Source organism: Streptomyces sp. NPDC102406 (genome assembly GCF_044765725.1).
Lineage (GTDB): Bacteria > Actinomycetota > Actinomycetes > Streptomycetales > Streptomycetaceae > Streptomyces.
On record NZ_JBIWKP010000003.1, the window covers coordinates 684,593 to 699,184 of the forward strand.

General features: G+C 73.1%; 15 protein-coding genes. 11 read left to right on the plus strand and 4 right to left on the minus strand.

The window, feature by feature from the left end:
- The first annotated feature begins 78 nt into the window (after positions 1 to 78).
- Positions 79 to 2,064 (plus strand): DUF5107 domain-containing protein, encoded by a 1,986-nt coding sequence (locus tag ACIRF8_RS17040; RefSeq protein ID WP_404215520.1) that lies wholly within the window; start codon positions 79 to 81, stop codon positions 2,062 to 2,064.
- 37 nt (positions 2,065 to 2,101) lie between these two features.
- Here the strand turns inward: ACIRF8_RS17040 and ACIRF8_RS17045 are convergent, their stop codons facing one another.
- Positions 2,102 to 2,461, minus strand: a complete 360-nt coding sequence (locus ACIRF8_RS17045; protein WP_404215522.1) for a VOC family protein — start codon at positions 2,459 to 2,461, stop codon at positions 2,102 to 2,104.
- A gap of 119 nt (positions 2,462 to 2,580) precedes the next feature.
- Here ACIRF8_RS17045 and ACIRF8_RS17050 point away from each other — a divergent pair, with 119 nt between their 5' ends.
- The 8 genes from ACIRF8_RS17050 to ACIRF8_RS17085 all read left to right on the plus strand — a co-directional run bounded on the left by ACIRF8_RS17050 (position 2,581) and on the right by ACIRF8_RS17085 (position 8,878).
- Positions 2,581 to 2,940, plus strand: coding sequence for a phage holin family protein (locus ACIRF8_RS17050; protein ID WP_404215524.1), 360 nt, complete (start codon positions 2,581 to 2,583; stop codon positions 2,938 to 2,940).
- A gap of 38 nt (positions 2,941 to 2,978) precedes the next feature.
- On the plus strand, positions 2,979 to 4,841 hold the full coding sequence (locus tag ACIRF8_RS17055) for a transketolase (RefSeq protein ID WP_404215526.1): 1,863 nt from the start codon (positions 2,979 to 2,981) through the stop codon (positions 4,839 to 4,841).
- 94 nt (positions 4,842 to 4,935) lie between these two features.
- Entirely contained in the window at positions 4,936 to 5,274 is a 339-nt protein-coding gene (gene gvpO / locus ACIRF8_RS17060; RefSeq protein ID WP_404215528.1) for a gas vesicle protein GvpO, read from the plus strand.
- Between the two features lie 55 nt (positions 5,275 to 5,329).
- The gene (locus ACIRF8_RS17065) at positions 5,330 to 5,767 is read left to right on the plus strand and encodes a gas vesicle structural protein GvpA (RefSeq protein WP_404215530.1); all 438 of its coding nucleotides are present in this window, start codon (positions 5,330 to 5,332) and stop codon (positions 5,765 to 5,767) included.
- Positions 5,764 to 6,513: a GvpL/GvpF family gas vesicle protein gene (locus ACIRF8_RS17070; protein ID WP_404215532.1), complete on the plus strand. Its 750-nt coding sequence runs from the start codon at positions 5,764 to 5,766 to the stop codon at positions 6,511 to 6,513. Before ACIRF8_RS17065 ends, ACIRF8_RS17070 begins: the two co-directional genes overlap by 4 nt.
- Positions 6,514 to 6,598: 85 nt before the next feature.
- Positions 6,599 to 7,396 (plus strand): DNA primase, encoded by a 798-nt coding sequence (locus ACIRF8_RS17075; protein ID WP_404215534.1) that lies wholly within the window; start codon positions 6,599 to 6,601, stop codon positions 7,394 to 7,396.
- Positions 7,383 to 8,555, plus strand: a complete 1,173-nt coding sequence (locus tag ACIRF8_RS17080) for an SRPBCC family protein (RefSeq protein ID WP_404215536.1) — start codon at positions 7,383 to 7,385, stop codon at positions 8,553 to 8,555. The genes ACIRF8_RS17075 and ACIRF8_RS17080 overlap by 14 nt, the downstream gene beginning before the upstream one ends.
- Positions 8,552 to 8,878 (plus strand): gas vesicle protein, encoded by a 327-nt coding sequence (locus ACIRF8_RS17085; protein ID WP_404215538.1) that lies wholly within the window; start codon positions 8,552 to 8,554, stop codon positions 8,876 to 8,878. Before ACIRF8_RS17080 ends, ACIRF8_RS17085 begins: the two co-directional genes overlap by 4 nt.
- Before the next feature lie 60 nt (positions 8,879 to 8,938).
- Here the strand turns inward: ACIRF8_RS17085 and ACIRF8_RS17090 are convergent, their stop codons facing one another.
- Both ACIRF8_RS17090 and ACIRF8_RS17095 read right to left on the minus strand, forming a co-directional pair.
- Positions 8,939 to 9,775 (minus strand): class I SAM-dependent methyltransferase, encoded by an 837-nt coding sequence (locus tag ACIRF8_RS17090; RefSeq protein ID WP_404215540.1) that lies wholly within the window; start codon positions 9,773 to 9,775, stop codon positions 8,939 to 8,941.
- Positions 9,776 to 9,911: 136 nt separating this feature from the next.
- Complete coding sequence (locus tag ACIRF8_RS17095; protein ID WP_404215542.1) at positions 9,912 to 11,426, minus strand: bifunctional phosphatase PAP2/diacylglycerol kinase family protein; 1,515 nt, start codon at positions 11,424 to 11,426, stop codon at positions 9,912 to 9,914.
- Between the two features lie 94 nt (positions 11,427 to 11,520).
- Between ACIRF8_RS17095 and ACIRF8_RS17100 the strand changes: the two genes are divergently transcribed.
- Positions 11,521 to 13,143 (plus strand): ABC-F family ATP-binding cassette domain-containing protein, encoded by a 1,623-nt coding sequence (locus ACIRF8_RS17100; RefSeq protein ID WP_404215544.1) that lies wholly within the window; start codon positions 11,521 to 11,523, stop codon positions 13,141 to 13,143.
- Here the strand turns inward: ACIRF8_RS17100 and ACIRF8_RS17105 are convergent.
- The gene (locus ACIRF8_RS17105; RefSeq protein WP_404215923.1) at positions 13,140 to 13,520 is read right to left on the minus strand and encodes a CBS domain-containing protein; all 381 of its coding nucleotides are present in this window, start codon (positions 13,518 to 13,520) and stop codon (positions 13,140 to 13,142) included. The two genes, ACIRF8_RS17100 and ACIRF8_RS17105, sit on opposite strands and share 4 nt — an antisense overlap.
- 251 nt (positions 13,521 to 13,771) lie before the next feature.
- Between ACIRF8_RS17105 and ACIRF8_RS17110 the strand changes: the two genes are divergently transcribed.
- On the plus strand, positions 13,772 to 14,590 hold the full coding sequence (locus ACIRF8_RS17110; protein ID WP_404215545.1) for an RNA polymerase sigma factor SigF: 819 nt from the start codon (positions 13,772 to 13,774) through the stop codon (positions 14,588 to 14,590).
- The last annotated feature ends 2 nt before the right edge of the window (positions 14,591 to 14,592 follow it).

The following is a 14,592-nucleotide window of genomic DNA, read 5'->3' on the forward strand; positions in this document are numbered from 1 at the left end:
CCCCTGGTCAGCTCCGCGGCGGCGATGTTCCATGGTCATCGGGGGCGGGCCGCGTCCCCCGGGGCATCGGGAGGCGCCATGACCGTCGTACGACGTGAGGTACTGACCCTGCCGGGGGCCGAGCTCGGCCCGGTGAACCCGCTGGCCCCGCTGCGGCCCCTGCGCCAGGTGCACGAACTCGACGAGCGTGCCAGGGAGGGCCTGCCGCTGGACATGGCTCGGCAGCTCGGCCACGGGGTGCTGCGCAGCGTGCTCCCCGCGCGGATCCTCGACGGGTACGGGCGGGACCGGACACCCCTCGACCTCGACGCGATCGTCCTGGAGAACGACCGGGTACGGGCGACCGTCCTGCCCGGACTCGGCGGCCGGGTCGCCTCCCTGTTCCACAAGCCGACCGAACGGGAACTCCTCTACCGCAACCCGGTGTTGCAGCCCGCCGCGTTCGCGCTCAACGGCGCCTGGTTCTCCGGCGGCATCGAATGGAACATCGGCGCCACCGGCCACTCCACCCTGTCCTGCGCACCCCTGCACGCCGCCCGCGTCACGGCGCCCGACGGCACCCAGATGCTGCGCCTGTGGGAATGGGAGCGGCTGCGCGACCTGCCCTTCCAGGTCGACCTGTGGCTGCCGGAGGGCTCCGACTTCCTCCACGTCGGCGTACGCGTCCGCAACCCGCACGAGAAGGCCGCCCCGCTGTACTGGTGGTCCAACACCGCCGTGCCCGAGGAACGCCGGGTGATCGCGCCCGCCCGCGAGGCATGGCACTACGGCTACGAGCGGGCCCTGCGCCGGGTGCCCGTGCCGGAGTATGACGGGGCCGACCGCACGTACCCGCTGAACAGCGAGTTCGCCGCCGACTACTTCTACGAGGTCGAGGACGGGCGGCGCCGCTGGATCGCCGCGCTCGACCAGGCCGGACACGGGCTCGTGCAGACCTCGACCGATGTGCTGCGCGGCCGGAAGCTGTTCCTGTGGGGGACCGGAAGCGGCGGACGGCGCTGGCAGGACTGGCTGACCGAACCCGGCACCGGCGGCTACGCCGAGATCCAGGCAGGGCTCGCCCGCACCCAACTGGAACACCTGCGGCTTGAGGCACAGGGCGAGATGAGCTGGCTGGAGGCGTACGGGCCGCTGTCCGCCACCACGGAGGCCGTGCACTCCACGGGCGACTGGAGCGCCGTCGTCGACGAGGTCGAGGGACGCCTGGAGCGTGCCCTGCCGCGCGCCGCGGTCGAGGCGGCGTACGAGGCGTGGTTGCCGCACGCCGACACCGAACCCGGGCAGCGGCTCGCCACCGGCTCCGGCTGGGGCGCCCTCGAAGTGCTGCGCACGGGCTGGAAACCGACGGGCACCCCCTTCGACGAGTCGACGCTCGGCGCGGAGCAGGAACCGTGGCGGGAGCTGCTGGAGACGGGGCTGTTCCCGGAACCGCGGCGGGTCGGCGCGCCCGGCCCCACCCTGGTCTCCCGTGCGTGGCGGGACATGCTGGAGACGGCGGCGGCCCGGCCGCTGTCCGAGTACCACCTGGGCGTGGCGCAGTGGCATGCGGGGGACCGGGCGCAGGCCGTGCGGAGCTGGGAGCGCGGGCTCGAACTCGCCGCGTCCGACTGGCCGTTCCTGCGCTGCCTGGCGGTGGCCGACGCGACGGACGGGCACCGGGAGCGGGCCGCCGACCGGTACACCGCGGCCTTCGACGACCTGTGCGCGGAGCGCCGGGACGAGGGCGAGGCGTGGGTGGCCGCGACGGCCGCCCTCGGCCGCGAGGCGATCGAGGCGCTGCTCGCGGTGGACCGGGTCGCGGACGCGCGGCGGGTCTGGGACAGGGTCCACGCGAGCACCCGGGAGCGCGGCCGGTTCCGGCTGCTGGAAGCCCAACTGCTGCTCGCCGAGGGGGAGACGGAGTCCGCCCGCGCGGTGTTCGAGGCGGGTTTCGAGGTCGCGGACCTGCGGGAGGGCGCGGAGGTCATCGGCGAGATGTGGGCACGGATCGCCCCCGGTGAGCCCCTGCCGGCCCGGTACGACTTCCGTATGCGCTCCCCGGCTCAAGGCGCCCGCGGCGACTGAGGACCGGTCGGGGGGCGACGCGCGGACGCGGGGCCCCTCAGGACTCCGCGGGCGCCTGCCGGTCCACGTACTCGAAGACCGCGCCGTCGGGGTGGAGGGCGATGAGGTTGCGGCCCGCCGGGGTCGGGACCGGGCCCGCGAGAACCTTCGCGCCGGACGCCGTCAGAACCGTGTGGGCCTCGTCCACGTCGCGCACGGCGATCGTCGCGGACACCTTGCGCAGCACCTCCAGCTCCTGCTCGGGACCGCTCATCAGGAGGAAGCAGCCGACGGCGGCGACCGAGACCCCGCCGCGTTCGAAGCGCAGCGCCCGGCTGCCCGTGAGCTGTTCGTAGAACGTCACCGAGGACTCCAGGTCCTCGACGCAGATGCGCAGCGTGGTGCCCAGGATCTCCATGCGGGAAAGCCTAGTTGACGAGGCGCCGCGGCGTGATCGCTTCACCGGGCCGCGGGCGCGGGAGCGGTGGCGACGCGCCCGTTCGTTACCCGGGGCGCCGCCCGGGTACCCGGGGCGCCATGGAACGCATCGACCAGCGAATGAGCGAGGAACTGACCGGCCAGGTGACCCGGGCCGTCCGCGAGGCGCTGCGGGCCGAACTGACCGAGGCCGTGCGCGAGAGCGCCCGCAAGAGGAAGCGCACGGCGACGCTGTACGCGGGAGCGGCCACCGCCGCGCTCTACGCGGGCGCCGCGGTGGCCCTCGCCCTCGGCCTGGCGCTCGCCCTCTCCATGCCGGACTGGGGCGCGGCCCTGGTCGTCGCCGTGGTCCTCGGCGTCGCCGCCTACGCCCTGCGCCGGGCCGCGCGCCCCGGCAAGCCGTCCGTGCCCACGGCGCCGCCGATGCCCGCCGGACCCCCGCCGACCCGGGCGCCCTGAGCTCCCGCGCGGGCGCCGTCCACAAGGAGGTACACCCCGTGACCACCACCACCCCCACCGACGACGACATACGCGCACTCGCCCAGCAGTTGAGGGTCGACGCGGTGCGCGCCGCGGCAGCCGCCGACTCCGGCCACCCGACCTCGTCGATGTCCGCCGCCGACCTGATGGCCGTACTGCTCGCCCGCCACTTCCGCTACGACTTCGACCGGCCCGCCCACCCCGGCAACGACCGGTTCGTCCTCTCCAAGGGCCACGCCTCACCGCTGCTCTACGCCGCCTACAAGGCGGCCGGTGTCATCGACGACGCGGAACTGCTGACCTTCCGCAGGGCGGGCAGCCGCCTCGAAGGGCACCCGACGCCGCAGCGCCTGCCGTGGGTCGAGACGGCCACCGGATCGCTCGGCCAGGGCCTGCCCGTCGGCGTCGGCATCGCCCTGGCGGGCAAGCGCCTGGACCGGGTCGACCACCGCGTCCACGTCCTGTGCGGCGACAGCGAACTCGCCGAGGGATCCGTGTGGGAGGCCGCCGAACACGCCGGGTTCGAACACCTCGACAACCTCACCGTGACCGTCGACGTCAACCGGCTCGGCCAGCGCGGACCCACCCGGCACGGCCACGACCTCGACGCGTACGCGCGCCGCTTCCGGGCGTTCGGCTGGCACACGATCGAGGTCGACGGACACGATGTGGCGGCCGTCGACCGCGCGTACGCCGAGGCCCGCGACACCGCCGGGCAGCCCACCGCCGTCCTCGCGCGCACGCTCAAGGGCAAGGGCGTCGCCGCCGTCGAGGACCGGGAGGGCCTGCACGGCAAGCCGCTGCCCGACCCCGACGAGGCGATCGAGGAGCTGGGCGGCGACCGGGGCGTCCGCGTCGAGGTGGCGCCACCGCCCGCCGCGCGGGCCCTGCACGCCGTGCGCAGCGGCCGTCTCGACCTGCCCCGCTGGGAGACCGGCGAGGAGGTCGCCACCCGCGACGCCTACGGCCGGGCACTCACCGCCCTCGGCACCGCACGCGGCGACGTCGTCGCCCTCGACGGGGAGGTCGGCGACTCGACGCGCGCCGAGTACTTCGCGAAGGAACACCCCGAGCGGTACGTCGAGTGCTACATCGCCGAGCAGCAGCTCGTCGCGACGAGCGTCGGCCTCGCGGCACGCGGCTGGCTCCCGTACGCGTCCACGTTCGCGGCGTTCCTGACCCGCGCCCACGACTTCGTCCGGATGGCCGCCGTCAGCGGCGCCGGGATCAACCTGGTCGGCTCGCACGCCGGTGTCGCCATCGGGGAGGACGGGCCCTCGCAGATGGGCCTGGAGGACCTGGCGATGTTCCGCGCCGTGCACGGTTCGACCGTCCTCCACCCCTGCGACGCCAACCAGACCGCCCGGCTGGTCGCCTCCATGGCCGACTCGACCGGCATCCGGTACCTGCGGACGTCGCGGGGCAAGACACCCGTGATCTATCCGCCGGGCGAGGAGTTCCCGGTGGGCGGCAGCAAGGTGCTGCGCTCCGGCCCCGACGACCGCGTCACCGTCGTCGCCGCCGGTGTCACCGTGCACGAGGCGCTGCGCGCCGCCGACGAACTGGCGGACGCCGGTGTCCCGGTCCGCGTCATCGACCTGTACTCGGTGAAGCCGGTCGACCGGCGCACCCTGCGCGAGGCCGCGGCGGCCACCGGCTGCCTGGTCACCGTGGAGGACCACCGGCCGCAGGGCGGCCTCGGGGACGCCGTGGCCGAGGCCTTCGACGACGGTGCCCCCACGCCGCGGCTGGTCCGGCTCGCCGTCCGTCCGATGCCGGGGTCGGCCACGCCCCAGGAGCAACTGCGGGCGGCGGGGATCGACGCGGCGAGCATCGTCGCCGGGGTCGCCCTGCTCGTGGAACAGGACATCGCGCCCTGAGCCCACGACCGGGTGTCCGCACAATCTCCGCACATGTAACGGGAGTTGAAGGTTTGGCGAAGGTCTGAGCGGTGACTCGGAGGCCGAGACTGCCATGACGGACAAGGCTAAGCAGAAGAGCGATGAGGACGGTGCGACCGGCCGCGGCACGACCCCCGAGGAGGGAGACGTGCCGAGCCCCGCGCGGCTGCTCGGCATGGCACGCGCCCAGCTCGCGGAGCTCACCGGATCGACGGCAGAAACCGTGTCGTCCTTCCAACGGACCGAACACGGCTGGGAGTTGGAGATCGACGTGCTCGAAGTGGCCCGGGTCCCCGACACCACGGACCTGCTGGGGAGCTACCAGGTGAGGCTGGACCCCCAGGGCGTGCTCACCGGCTACCGGCGCCTCCGCCGATACGTGCGGGGGCGGGCGGAGCCGCGCGGAGCCTAGCCCGGGGCCCGCCCGGTCGTTCCGCGCCGTACACGCACAGAGGAGGACAGTACCCATGACCGTTGTCCCTGCACAGCAATCAGGTGGCGGTGGCGGCACGAGCGGCCTGTACGACGTGCTCGAACTCGTGCTTGACCGCGGACTCGTCATCGACGCGTTCGTCCGCGTCTCGCTGGTCGGCATCGAGATCTTGAAGATCGACATCCGGGTGGTCGTCGCCAGCGTCGACACCTACCTCCGCTTCGCCGAGGCCTGCAACCGGCTCGACCTGGAGGCAGGACCCAACCGCAGCCCCGGCCTGCCCGACCTCCTCGGCGGCTCGGACGAGTCGGACTCCAAGAGCGGTTCCGGCTCCGGGAACAAGGCGAAGGGCGCGCTGTCCGGCGCCGCCGAGACGCTTTCGGGCGCCTTCGGCCAGGCACGTGAGGAAGGCCGGTCCGAACCGCAGCGCGCCCGCCGCGCCCCGAGCCGCCGCAAGGAGGAGCAGGAATGAGCAGCACGTACGTCTACGGCATCGCGAGCGCCGACCACCCCGCTCTGCCCGACGGCATGGAGGGCATCGGCGAACCACCGCGCAAGGTCCGGCTCGTGGAGGCGGGGGCGCTGACCGCGATCGTCAGCGACGCCCCCGAGGACCTGCGGCCCAAGCGGCGTGACCTCCTCGCCCACCAGAACGTGCTCGCCGAGGCGGGCGGCGGCGGAGCGGTGCTCCCCATGCGGTTCGGCAGCCTCGCCCCCGACGACGAGGCCGTCTCGACGGTGCTGGCCGAGCGCGCCGAGCACTACCTGGAGCGGCTGCGGGCGCTCGACGGCAAGGTCGAGTACAACGTCAAGGCGCAGCACGACGAAGAGGCCGTACTGCACCGGGTGATGGCCGAGAACGCCGAGGTCCGCACCCTGACCGAGGCCAACAGGCAGGCGGGCGGCGGCAGTCACGCGGAGAAGCTGCGGCTCGGCGAGATGGTCGTGGCGGCGGTGCAGGCCCGCGAGGCCCAGGACGCGGTCGCGCTGCGACAGCTCCTGGAACCGGCGGCGGAGGCGGTGTCGGCGGCGCCGGAGAGCACCGGCTGGCTCGCCAACCTCTCGTTCCTGGTCGACAGGAAGTCCGCCGAGCACTTCCTCGCCGCGGTCGAGACGGCACGCCGCGAGCACGCGCACCTCGAACTCAAGGTCAACGGACCGCTCCCGCCGTACAGCTTCGTGGAGCCGGGGCCCTCGGCCCCCGTCGGCACGGAGTGACGTGGGCGGCGGTCCGGCACGGAGCAACCGAAGCAGCAGACATCGACCGTAGCGAGGACCAGCTCCTCGACCGGGTGGAGGGAAAGTGAACCGAGCAGCTCTCGGCCTCGCGGTAGGGGCCGGCTACGTCCTCGGACGTACGAAGAAGATGAAGCTGGCGTTCGCCGTCGGCACGATGGTGGCGGGCAAGCGGCTGAAGTTGAGCCCCCGCGCGCTGGCCGAACTGGTCAGCACGCAGTTGGAGAAGAACCCGCAGTTCAAGGAGCTCGGCGGCCAGCTCAGGCAGGACCTGCGCGGCGTCGGCACGGCCGCGACGGGCGCGCTCGTGGAGCGCCAGATCGAGGGCCTGGCCGGGCGGCTGCACTCGCGGACGCAAGGGGTGCAGGACCGCATCTCCGGCGTCGCCCCCGACGCCGGGGACGTGCGGGACGCGGGGGAGCGGGCGACGGGTCTCGTCCCGGGCCGCAAACGCCGCGACGAGGACGAGAACGCCGACACGGACGACGGGGCGTACGAGGACGAGCGCGACGCGGACGACGACGACCACGACGACCGCGAGGCCGCCGGGGAGAACGACGGCGAGGCCCGTGAAGAGACCCGGGGTGAGGGCCGCGACGAGAACGGCAGGAGTGCGCGGAGCGGGAAGTCGTCGTCGAACCGGCGCACCGCCACGGCCCGCAAGACCGCCACGGGCGACAAGTCCGGCACCGCCAGGACGGCCGCGGCGAAGAAGACGCCCGCCAGGAAGACCGCCGCGAAGAGCACGGACAACGGCAAGGCGACCGGCGGCGCCAAGTCGGGCACCGCGCGGGCGCCCCGCACCGCCAAGAAGACCGCGAGCAGCGCGACGCGCGGCGCGAAGGGGGGCCGTGGACGTGGCTGACTCCCCGACCAAGGCACTCGGCGGCATAGCCAAGAGCGAGGCCGCCGACCATCTCAAGGCCGAGTTCCAGAGCTACGTGGCGGCGCAGCTTGAGCGCATCCTCGTGGGGACGGGCCGCAAACTCGGCGAGACCACGAACAAACTGACCGACATCGCCGAGGGCAACAGCCCGGGCTTCGCCAAGCTCGCGCTCGACGGCGGCCGCAAACTGGCCGAGGGCAAGGGCCCGGTGCGCAGCGCGGTCGAGCTGGGCGCGGGCCGCCTGAAGGACAACGTCGTCGGGGCCTTCAAGAACCTCGGTGGCAAGGGCAAGCGCAAGGGCGGCGCGGGCCAGAAGCCCACGGTGATCATGGAGTTCGTCGATGTCGGCGTCGACCTGCGGACCGCGTACGACCAGTGGACGCAGTACCAGGAGTTCAGCACCTTCGCGAAGGGCGTCAAGAACGCGAACCGCGCCGACGACGTCACCTCCGACTGGCAGATGAAGATCTTCTGGTCCAACCGGAGCTGGAAGGCGCACACAACTGAGCAACTGCCGGACGAACGCATCCAGTGGACGTCCGAGGGCGCCAAGGGCACGACGAAGGGCGTCATCACCTTCCACCCGCTGGCCGACCGCCTCACCCGGGTCCTGCTGATCATCGAGTACTACCCCAAGGGCCTGTTCGAGAAGACGGGCAACATCTGGCGCGCCCAGGGACGCAGGGCCCGTCTCGACCTCAAGCACTTCGCCCGCTTCGTGACGCTGCGGGGCGAGGCGAGCGACGGCTGGCGCGGCGAGATCCGGGACGGCGAGGTCGTCCTGAGCCATGAGGACGCCGTGGAGCAGGAAGAGGAGGAGCGCGAGCAGGAGCAGGAGGCCCAGGACAAACCGTCGGATGACGCGTACGAGAGCGAGAGCGAGGGAGCCTCCCAGGAAGCCGCCGCCGACGACGCCGACGCCGACGCCGAGGACCAAGGCGAGGGCGAGTACGAGGACGATTACGAGGCCGAGACCGACGACGCGGACGCGGACGCGGACGAGGGTGAGTACGAGGACACGCCCGACGAGCCCGACGAGCATGACGAGCCCGATGAGCATGAGGCGTACGAGGAAGAGGACGAGCGGGACGAGGCGGAGGAGCCCGCACCGGCCGCCGCCGGCCGGGCCCGTCGATGACCACCGCCAGCCGCGTGCCCCAGCCCTACCAGGGCGGCGGCGGGGCCAACCTCGCCGACATCCTGGAACGCGTCCTGGACAAAGGCATCATCATCGCGGGCGACATCCGCATCAACCTCCTCGACATCGAGCTGGTCACGATCAAGCTGCGTCTCATCGTCGCGTCGGTCGACAAGGCGAAGGAGATGGGCATCGACTGGTGGGAGGACGATCCGTCCCTGTCGTCGGGCGCCCGGCGCAAGGAACTCGCGCGCGAGAACGCGGAGTTGCGCAGGCGCCTGGACGAACTGGAGGAGCCGCGCACGCAGGGCGGGACCGGCTGACCGGGGCCCGTTGACGACGGACGGCCTGTCGCGAAGGCGACAGGCCGTCCGTCGTGCCGCTCAGGCGGCGTCGGCGCGCGACCGCTTGCGGCACAGGAGCTCGCCGTGCAGGACCGTGAACCACGCGTCCTCGTGCGTGCCCCACTCCCGCCACGCCTCGGAGACGGCCGCGAGCTGCCCGGCGCTCGCGTGGCCGCCCTGCGTCGCGCGGTCGGCGTAGGCGGAGGCGACGGTGCGGTCCGCCCACAGCCCGCTCCACCAGGCGATCTCGTCCGGCGTCGCGTAGCACCACGTACCGGCCGTGGACGTGATGTCCGCCGCCGCGAACCCCGCTTCCAGCGCCCAGGACTTCAGGTGGCGTCCGGCGTCCGGTTCGCCGCCGTTGGCGCGGGCGACCCGCCGGTAGAGGTCCAGCCAGTCACTGATGCCGGGCGACGGCGGGTACCAGGTCATCGCCGCGTAGTCGGAGTCGCGGACGGCGATGATGCCGCCCGGCTTGGTGACGCGGCGCATCTCGCGCAGCGCCTGCACCGGATCGCCGACGTGTTGCAGGACCTGGTGGGCGTGCACCACGCAGAACGTGTCGTCCGGCCAGTCCAGCGCGTGCACGTCCGCGGTCGTGAACTCGACGTTGGCCAGTCCCCGTTCGGCCGCCGTGGCCCGTGCCGTGTCCAGGATGCCGGGGGCGTGGTCGGCGCCGATGACCTGGCCGTCGGGGACCAGGGCGGCCAGGTCGGCGGTGATCGTGCCGGGGCCGCAGCCGATGTCCAGGATCTTCATGTGCGGCTTGAGCGAGCCGAGCAGGTAGCCCGCCGAGTTGGCGGCGGTGCGCCAGGTGTGCGAACGCAGTACGGACTCGTGGTGGCCGTGGGTGTACACGGCGGTCTCCTGTGACATGGCCCGATCCCCTTCACGGTGCGGCATCACGCCCGGGGCGGTGGCGCCGGGCGTGACCGTCACCGTACGCCGGGCGGCCGGATGCTGAGATACCCGTCTTACGATGTGGACCGAGGGGTGTGTGGCCCGGAGGGCGTCACAGTATGGTCGGCGGCCGGTACACGCGCAGCGCCTCGTGCTGCTTGTCGATCGTCAACTTCCCCTCGCACTCGATGACTTCACCGTCGTACGCGAGCGGCGTGCCCGGCGACACACCGTCGATGTGCAACTGCGTGAGCCGGGTCGCCGCGTGGAACGGGGAGCGGGACAGCGGGCCCGACAGGGCCGCCGCGAGCAGCCGCACCCCGGGCAGCCGACCGCCGCTGACGGTACGCACGTCCAGGAGCCCGTCGGCGAGATCCGCGCGCCTGCCCGCCGTCAGGCCCATCCGCCGGTAGGTGCAGTTGCCGGCGAACAGCAGCCACAACGGCCGCTTCTCGCCGTGCAGTTCGACCTCCAGCGGGTGATCGCGGCGCAGCACGTGCACCGCCCCGACGACATCGGCGAGCCGTCCGCCGATCCGCCCCGACCAGCGCTCGCGCTCGCGCACGAGCTCCGGGTAGGCGCCCAGGCTGAACGTGTTGAGGAAGATGCCGGACGCCCGGCCCGAGCGGAACCGGCCGACGTCGACCGCGACCGCGTCGCCGCCGATGACGGCCCGCACGAGGTCGCCCGCGTCCTCGATGCCCAGGTCGTACGCGAAGTGGTTCAGTGTGCCGCCGGGCAGCACCGCGAGCGGCAGCCCGTGCCGCAGCGCCACCCGTGCGGCCGTGTTCACCGAACCGTCGCCGCCGGAGATGCCGAGCGCGCGGGCACCGGCCGCCGCCTTCTCCAGCGCGTCGGGGATCTCGGCCCCCTCGCACTCCACGAACTCGGCCAGCGGCAGCGCGTCCCGCAGCACCCGCACCCTCTCCGGGGTACCGGCCTGGGTGTTCACCACCATCACCAGGCCCTCGCCGTCCGGCAGCGCCGGTACGTCGTCGACCAGCGGACGCCCCGGCGAGGGCATCTGGTGGCGGGTCGGGACCAGCCCGCGGACGGCGAACGCGGCGCCCACCCCGAGCGCCGCGCCCGCGACCACGTCACCGGGGAAGTGCGCGCCCGTGTACACGCGGGAGGCCGCCACCGAGAACGCCACCGGCGCGATCGCCGCGCCCCAGCCGCGCGACTCGAGCGCCACCCCCGTCGCGAACGCCGCCGCCGAGGCCGCGTGCCCCGACGGGAACGACGTCGTGAACGGCTGCCGCTTCAGCCGGCGCACCATCGGCACCGCGTCGAGCGCGGGCCGCGACCGGCGCACCGACCGCTTCCCGAGCGTGTTGATCGTGGCGGAGGCCAGGGCCAGCGAGGCCACACCCCGCATCGCGGCGCGGCGGGCCCGCGGCGAACCCGTCGCCGCCAGGGCGCCGCCCACCGCGAACCACAGCACACCGTGGTTGGCGGCGCGGCTCAGGCCGGGCAGGATCCGTTCGGCGCCGGGCCAGCGCGCCCCGGCCGCGGATTCGAACAACCGCATGTCGAGCGCGGCCAGCCGGCCGCGCAGGGAGGGGCCGGGCCGGGGCGCTTCTTCCGCGGCTGCCGGCAGCTTGGAGACGTCGAAGTCGGCACACATGCCACGACGACTACCCCGGGCCGGGCCCCGCACCCAGGTCCGCGCCCCCTAATGGTTTGCCCGTCACCCGCACGGGCGTGAACAATGCGCAACCATGGGACATCTGGAAGCTGCGCACCTCGAGTACCACCTGCCGGACGGGCGGGCGCTGCTCGGTGATGTCTCCTTCCGCGTCGGCGAGGGCGCCGTCGTGGCCCTGGTCGGTCCGAACGGGGCGGGCAAGACGACCCTGCTGCGGCTGATCTCCGGCGAGCTCCAGCCGCACGGCGGCTCCGTCACCGTCAGCGGCGGCCTCGGGGTGATGCGCCAGTTCGTGGGCTCCGTACGCGACGGGACGACCGTGCGCGACCTGCTCGTCTCCGTGGCGCCGCCGCGCATCCGCGAGGCCGCGGAGGCCGTCGACAAGGCCGAGCACGCGATCCTGACCGTCGACGACGAGGCCGCGCAGATGGCGTACGCGCAGGCCCTCTCCGACTGGGCCGAGGCGCAGGGCTACGAGGCGGAGACGCTGTGGGACATGTGCACGACGGCCGCGCTCGGCGTCCCCTACGACAAGGCGCAGTTCCGCGAGGTGCGCACGCTCTCCGGCGGTGAGCAGAAGCGGCTCGTCCTCGAAGCGCTGCTGCGCGGCGGCGACGAGGTCCTGCTCCTGGACGAGCCGGACAACTACCTCGACGTACCGGGCAAGCGCTGGCTGGAGGAGAGGCTCCGCGAGACCCGCAAGACCGTGCTGTTCGTCTCCCACGACCGCGAACTGCTCGCCCGCTCCGCCGAGAAGATCATCAGCGTCGAGCCGGCCGCCGGCGGTGCCGACGCCTGGGTGCACGGCGGCGGCTTCGCCACGTACCACGAGGCCCGCCGTGAGCGCTTCGCCCGGTTCGAGGAGCTGCGCCGCCGCTGGGACGAGAAGCACGCGCAGTTGAAGAAGCTCGTGGTGAGCCTGCGGCAGGCGGCCTCCGTCAGCCATGAGCTGGCGTCCCGGTACGCCGCCGCGCAGACCCGGCTGCGCAAGTTCGAGGAGGCCGGGCCGCCGCCCGAGCCACCGCGCGAGCAGGACATCACGATGCGGCTCAAGGGCGGCCGGACCGGGGTGCGGGCCGTCACCTGCGAGGGGCTGGAACTGACCGGCCTGATGAAACCGTTCGACCTGGAGGTGTTCTACGGCGAGCGCGTCGCCGTCCTCGGCTCCAACGGCTCGGGCAAGTCCCACTTCCTGCGGCTGCTCGCCGGGGACGAGTCGGTGGCGCACAGCGGCCGGTGGAAGCTGGGCGCCCGCGTGGTCCCCGGCCACTTCGCCCAGACCCACGCCCACCCCGAGCTCCAGGGCCGCACGCTCCTCGACATCCTCTGGCGCGACCACGCCAAGGACAAGGGCGCCGCGATGTCCCGGCTGCGACGCTACGAACTCACGGCGCAAGCCGAGCAGAAGTTCGAGCGCCTCTCGGGCGGCCAGCAGGCCCGCTTCCAGATCCTGCTCCTGGAGCTCGAAGGAGCCACAGCCCTGCTCCTGGACGAGCCGACGGACAACCTCGACCTGGAGTCGGCCGAGGCGCTCCAGGAGGGCCTGGAGTCCTTCGACGGCACGGTCCTCGCGGTCACTCACGACCGCTGGTTCGCCCGCTCCTTCGACCGCTACCTGGTCTTCGGCACGGACGGCCGCGTCCGCGAGACCCCGGAGCCGGTCTGGGACGAACGCCGCGTGGAGCGCCTGCGCTAGGACGCCTCCCGCGGCCGTACGAGGTCGCCGAGACTCACCGTGCCCACCGTGCGCCCGCCCTCCACCACCGGCAGGCGCCGCACCGCGTGGGCCCGCATCAGCGCCACCGCGGCGGACACCGCCTCGTCGGGGCCTATCGTCGCCCGCAGGGGCGTGCACACCGCGTCGGCGCTGACGGTCAGCGGATCCGCCCCCTCGGCGACGGCCCGCACCGTGATGTCCCGGTCCGTGAGGACCCCGACGACAAGGCCGTCCGCCGCCACGAGGACATCGCCCGTGCCCTGCGCCCGCATGAGCTGGGCCGCCTCGACGAGCGACGCGTCGGGGCGGACCGCCACCACGCCCGGCGTCATGACTTCTCTCACCAGATCGGCCATGGCCGTGGGCCCTTCCTGCTGGGACGCGCCGGGCGGGGACACCATGCCCGGCCGCAGTACCCCTCTCCCCGAGACCTATGCGTTTGCTCCCTCGGTCGGGGGGCAGGCGTAGGTGAAGTGCTTCGGACTGGAGGCACGTCCGTGGGAGAGATGCCGCTCGGTATCCACCCCGGGTGTGTCCGACGCCATAGCGAGGCGTGACTCCCACGGTGACCACCGAACCCCATGCACCTCCAGGGGAGTTGCGATCCATGCGTACGCCTACCAGCGCGCCCGTGAACCCGGCGAAGCCCGGCCGACGCCACCCGCACGACGACGCACCCGACACGGCCGAAGCGTTCGCCAAACTGTCCGCCATGCCCGACGGACCGGCCCGTGACGAACTGCGCCACGACGTCGTCGAGGCATGGCTGCCGATGGCCGACCGGCTCGCCGGTCGTTTCCGCAACCGCGGTGAGTCCTACGACGACCTGCGCCAGGTGGCCGCGATGGGCCTGGTCAAGGCCGTCGACCGCTACGACCCGTCGCTCGGCAACGCCTTCGAGAGCTACGCCGTACCCACCGTCACCGGTGAGATCAAGCGGCACTTCCGCGACCACATGTGGACCCTGCATGTGCCGCGCCGCGTCCAGGACCTGCGCAACCGGGTCCGGTTCGCCCAGCACGAACTCGCCGGCACCATCACGGGGCGCGCCCCGACCACCGCCGAGATCGCCGAGCACGCGAACCTGACGGAGGACGAGGTGCACACGGGCCTGGAGGCCCTGGAGAGCTTCACGGCTCTCTCCCTCGACGCGGAGACGCCCGGCAGCGACGACGGCTACTCGCTGTCCGACGCGCTCGGCGCCGCCGACCCCGCGCTCGACGTGGTCATCGACCGGGAGGCCGTCAAACCGCGGATCGCCGCGCTGCCCGAGCGGGAGCGGCAGATCCTGTACATGCGCTTCTTCGGCGACATGACGCAGAGCCGCATCGCCGAACAGCTCGGCATCTCCCAGATGCACGTGTCCCGGCTCATCACCCGGTGCTGCCACCGGCTGCGGGCCGAGGTGCTGGCCGACGCGGCCTGACC

Excerpts from the sequence above, each read along its gene's own strand:
- ACIRF8_RS17040 (WP_404215520.1), top strand. The coding sequence starts at position 79 with ATGACCGTCGTACGACGTGAGGTACTGACCCTGCCGGGGGCCGAGCTC.
- ACIRF8_RS17045 (WP_404215522.1), bottom strand. The coding sequence starts at position 2,461 with ATGGAGATCCTGGGCACCACGCTGCGCATCTGCGTCGAGGACCTGGAG.
- ACIRF8_RS17050 (WP_404215524.1), top strand. The coding sequence starts at position 2,581 with ATGGAACGCATCGACCAGCGAATGAGCGAGGAACTGACCGGCCAGGTG.
- gvpO (WP_404215528.1), top strand. The coding sequence starts at position 4,936 with ATGACGGACAAGGCTAAGCAGAAGAGCGATGAGGACGGTGCGACCGGC.
- ACIRF8_RS17065 (WP_404215530.1), top strand. The coding sequence starts at position 5,330 with ATGACCGTTGTCCCTGCACAGCAATCAGGTGGCGGTGGCGGCACGAGC.
- ACIRF8_RS17070 (WP_404215532.1), top strand. The coding sequence starts at position 5,764 with ATGAGCAGCACGTACGTCTACGGCATCGCGAGCGCCGACCACCCCGCT.
- ACIRF8_RS17085 (WP_404215538.1), top strand. The coding sequence starts at position 8,552 with ATGACCACCGCCAGCCGCGTGCCCCAGCCCTACCAGGGCGGCGGCGGG.
- ACIRF8_RS17090 (WP_404215540.1), bottom strand. The coding sequence starts at position 9,775 with ATGTCACAGGAGACCGCCGTGTACACCCACGGCCACCACGAGTCCGTA.
- ACIRF8_RS17095 (WP_404215542.1), bottom strand. The coding sequence starts at position 11,426 with ATGTGTGCCGACTTCGACGTCTCCAAGCTGCCGGCAGCCGCGGAAGAA.
- ACIRF8_RS17100 (WP_404215544.1), top strand. The coding sequence starts at position 11,521 with ATGGGACATCTGGAAGCTGCGCACCTCGAGTACCACCTGCCGGACGGG.
- ACIRF8_RS17105 (WP_404215923.1), bottom strand. The coding sequence starts at position 13,520 with ATGGCCGATCTGGTGAGAGAAGTCATGACGCCGGGCGTGGTGGCGGTC.
- ACIRF8_RS17110 (WP_404215545.1), top strand. The coding sequence starts at position 13,772 with ATGCGTACGCCTACCAGCGCGCCCGTGAACCCGGCGAAGCCCGGCCGA.